A 2909-nucleotide genomic window follows, 5' to 3' on the forward strand; every position below is an offset into this window, starting at 1 on the left:
CGCGGGCGGCGCGGGCAGCCCGGGCAACGCTCATCGCGCCACCCTCCCGCCCACGAACACCGGCCCATGCGCCCCGTCCAGCTTACGAAGCTCGGCCTCCAACCACTCGATAGTCCCGCGAATCTCCCCCGCGTCCTGAAGCGTCAGCGTCCGCCCGGCAACGGTATACCCCTTGCCGCCCGACACGGTAAGCAGCGCCTGCTTCCAGGCCGCAAGCTGCGCGGTGAGTTCTTCGGAAGTCCAAACAGACATGCCCGGCAGGATAGGGCCTGCCGGGCATCATGTCGTGGACGTGGTGGAAGTGGTGGACATCCTCATGCCCCATGTAATATTTTGCAAATTAGGCAAGACTCAAGGAGGTCGTCATGAAAAAGGCCGAGGCCATTCAGATCGCACGGGATAATGGGATTCATCTTTCATCCCAAAATACGACGTTCGCGAGCATTAATCTGGCAAAGAATGTCTGGTGGATTAACATCCCTAAAAATAGGTTACACAACGAGAGATATATTCTATTAGACAACAAATCAGAACTAATTGTCTGCTATATTCCTGGTGGGTCTCTTAATGAAAAAGACTTTAGGATAAAGGGCGGCAAACAAATCGACATTGAACTGTCGTCATCAAAATATTCATTCCTTATAGACGTCAAGTCTGGCGGGTCTAAAATAAATTTTTCGGGATTTGTTGTAGCCAAACTTGCAATCAAATGATCGAACAATTTCGAGTAAAGTCAGCATGTGCTGAGATGGTTATCACCTGACAGCAGGCCACGGAAAAGCGAGTGGTCATGCCGCCCTTGGTTGGGGTACGGCTGGAGTTGCGAAACTTCACCGGAACGCCTTGGCTACCCGAGTTGTTTCCCTTCTTGACAATGTACCAAAAATTAGTACATACATGAGAGACGAGAATGAGCTGGACAGTAATGATCCCCAAGAGGGTCGCAAAGGATATTCGCAAGCTGCCCAAGCGGGTGCAAGCGGCCCTGACCCTCCTGGTGACGGAAATCGAGCAAAGCGGGCCTGTCCGAGGGACCTGGCCGAACTACGGGAAACTGGCCAGAGAGATACACCACTGCCACCTGAAAAAGGGGAATCCGACCTATGTGGCGGTTTGGCAGGAAGTGGATGGAGAGATCAAACTGGTGGAGGTGACCTATGCCGGAACGCACGAGAAAGCCCCTTACTGAGGCGACGGCCTTTCAGGTGGCCTGCCCCGTGGGCGTCGACAGCAAGAGCGTGAAGGCCTACCTGACGCGCATGGGGTGCCGTGTGCTGGACAGCGTCCCCGCAGCCGAGGTGTTTCCCGACCGCAGCCCCGGCACCCTGCTCTCCGGCGCGCGTTACCGGGAAGGGATGACCCAGGTCCAGCTTGCCGAGGCCACCGGCATCAACCGTCGCCACCTCTCCGAGATGGAGCACGACAAGCGCCCCATCGGCAAGGCCAACGCCAAGAAGTTGGGTGATGCCTTGAGCGTGGACCACCGACTCTTCATGTAGCACAAGGGCGGCTCCCGGAGCCGTCCTTACGCCGAGAAAACTTCACAACGTCACCGCATCCAAATACCCCCGCACATCCTCCTCCCAAACCCACACCCCCCGCACCTTCCCACAGCGAAAGGCCGGAATCTTGCCCTCGTTGACCAGGTTGTAGAAATGGCTCTTGGAGCAGTTCAGGATCTCGCAGGCCTGCTTCCAGTTCAACTTGCGCCCTTTCTTCTTGTCCACGGTCATCTCCTTTGGTTGAACCAGTCCGGACGGGCTCCGGAGCCGGGCAGGGGGTGCGGGGTGGGGGCTACGCCGCGCGGGGCATGGGCGGCCTGCCTGGGCTTGGGGGTCGGGCGCTTCCAGTTGCGCAGGTCCAGCTCGTAGGCCGCGACCAGGGCCATGACCTCGCAGTCCCAGAAGTGGTTGTCCTTGCCGTCGGGGCAGAGCCAGCAGAGCTTCTTGTCGTCGAAGTACTCGGCGGTCATCTCGCGGGCGTATTCGTCCGTGACGTTCGCGTGCAGATGGAAGGCGCCGGGGTCCTCGGGGGCGATCTGGAGCTTGGCGGCCAGGTCGTTCTTGAAGAACGTGGTGTCCACCTTCCAGAGCACGAGGCCGCCGGGGATCTTCGCCTTCGTGCCCGGGTAGAACTCCTGCGGCGCGTAGCGCACCGGGGCGCTCTGGGCGCGCTTGCCCTGATAGGGGAACACCCGCCCCCGGTGCCGGGCGCAGAAGGCATAGACCTCCTTGGTGCGGGTGCCCATGGCGTCCTGCACGGCCAGGCGCACCCTGTGCTCGGTGCCCTCGCGGTCGCGGTAGACGTTCTGGAACAGCACGCGCTCCAGGGCCGCGAAGGTCGGCACGCTGCCCGCCTGGACAAGCCAGCTCTCCTCCTCCGCGCCCCAGCCGAAGGCGCGGATGACGTACCTGAAATAGCGTTTCTGCGAGTCCACCCCCGCCACCAGCGCGGCCACCCGGGGTCGGCCCTCGGCGTCCGGGCCGGGCACAACGCCGCGCGGGCGGTCGTCGCACAGGGCCTTCACCGCGTCCTCGGTGCGCTGCACGTCGTAGGCGCGCCAGGGCTCGGCCTTGTACTGGTTCATGAAGTTCTTTAGGTCGTCGCGGTTGCCGCTTCTCTTCCAGCGCAGAAACGCCGCCGCGACCTCGGACAGGGACACGAAGTAGGACAGCCACGCCGGGACGTGGAAGCCGATCTTGGCCGGGCGGTGGGCGCGCAGGTGGGCCATGAGCTCCAGCCCCGTGCCCCGCGCGCGCCATTGGCCCAGGCGCACGGCCTTGTCGCGGTCGTTGTCGCCCCAGCAGGCGCCGCAGGTTTCGCAGGCGTACCAGGCCAGCCGCCGCGCCTGGACGCCCTCGGGGTCGCGCCGCACGGCCTCGTCCTGCGGCCAGCGGATGCGGTCGAAC

Annotated in this window: 5 protein-coding genes; 3 read left to right on the forward strand and 2 right to left on the reverse strand. The window is 62.1% G+C overall.

What is annotated here, in order from left to right:
- The first annotated feature begins 365 nt into the window (after positions 1-365).
- The 3 genes from M0P34_RS14710 to M0P34_RS14720 all read left to right on the forward strand — a co-directional run bounded on the left by M0P34_RS14710 (position 366) and on the right by M0P34_RS14720 (position 1499).
- Positions 366-713, forward strand: a complete 348-nt coding sequence (locus M0P34_RS14710) for a hypothetical protein (RefSeq protein ID WP_291500464.1) — start codon at positions 366-368, stop codon at positions 711-713.
- Between the two features lie 197 nt (positions 714-910).
- Positions 911-1189, forward strand: coding sequence for a cytotoxic translational repressor of toxin-antitoxin stability system (locus M0P34_RS14715; RefSeq protein WP_291500466.1), 279 nt, complete (start codon positions 911-913; stop codon positions 1187-1189).
- A gap of 28 nt (positions 1190-1217) precedes the next feature.
- Entirely contained in the window at positions 1218-1499 is a 282-nt protein-coding gene (locus M0P34_RS14720) for a helix-turn-helix transcriptional regulator (protein WP_291500467.1), read from the forward strand.
- 42 nt (positions 1500-1541) lie between these two features.
- On the opposite strand, the gene M0P34_RS14725 is transcribed toward M0P34_RS14720, so the two are convergent.
- Both M0P34_RS14725 and M0P34_RS14730 read right to left on the reverse strand, forming a co-directional pair.
- Complete coding sequence (locus M0P34_RS14725) at positions 1542-1733, reverse strand: helix-turn-helix domain-containing protein (protein ID WP_291500469.1); 192 nt, start codon at positions 1731-1733, stop codon at positions 1542-1544.
- The coding region (locus M0P34_RS14730) for a terminase gpA endonuclease subunit (RefSeq protein ID WP_291500471.1) at positions 1730-2909 on the reverse strand (1180 nt) is incomplete at its 5' end. The genes M0P34_RS14730 and M0P34_RS14725, both read right to left, overlap by 4 nt.

It is taken from the genome of Desulfocurvus sp., assembly GCF_023230885.1.
Classification (GTDB): Bacteria; Desulfobacterota; Desulfovibrionia; order Desulfovibrionales; family Desulfovibrionaceae; genus Desulfocurvus.

Bases quoted from the DNA above. Each gene is read 5' to 3' on its own strand.
- M0P34_RS14725 (WP_291500469.1), bottom strand. From the start codon at position 1,733: ATGACCGTGGACAAGAAGAAAGGGCGCAAGTTGAACTGGAAGCAGGCC.
- M0P34_RS14715 (WP_291500466.1), top strand. From the start codon at position 911: ATGAGCTGGACAGTAATGATCCCCAAGAGGGTCGCAAAGGATATTCGC.
- M0P34_RS14710 (WP_291500464.1), top strand. From the start codon at position 366: ATGAAAAAGGCCGAGGCCATTCAGATCGCACGGGATAATGGGATTCAT.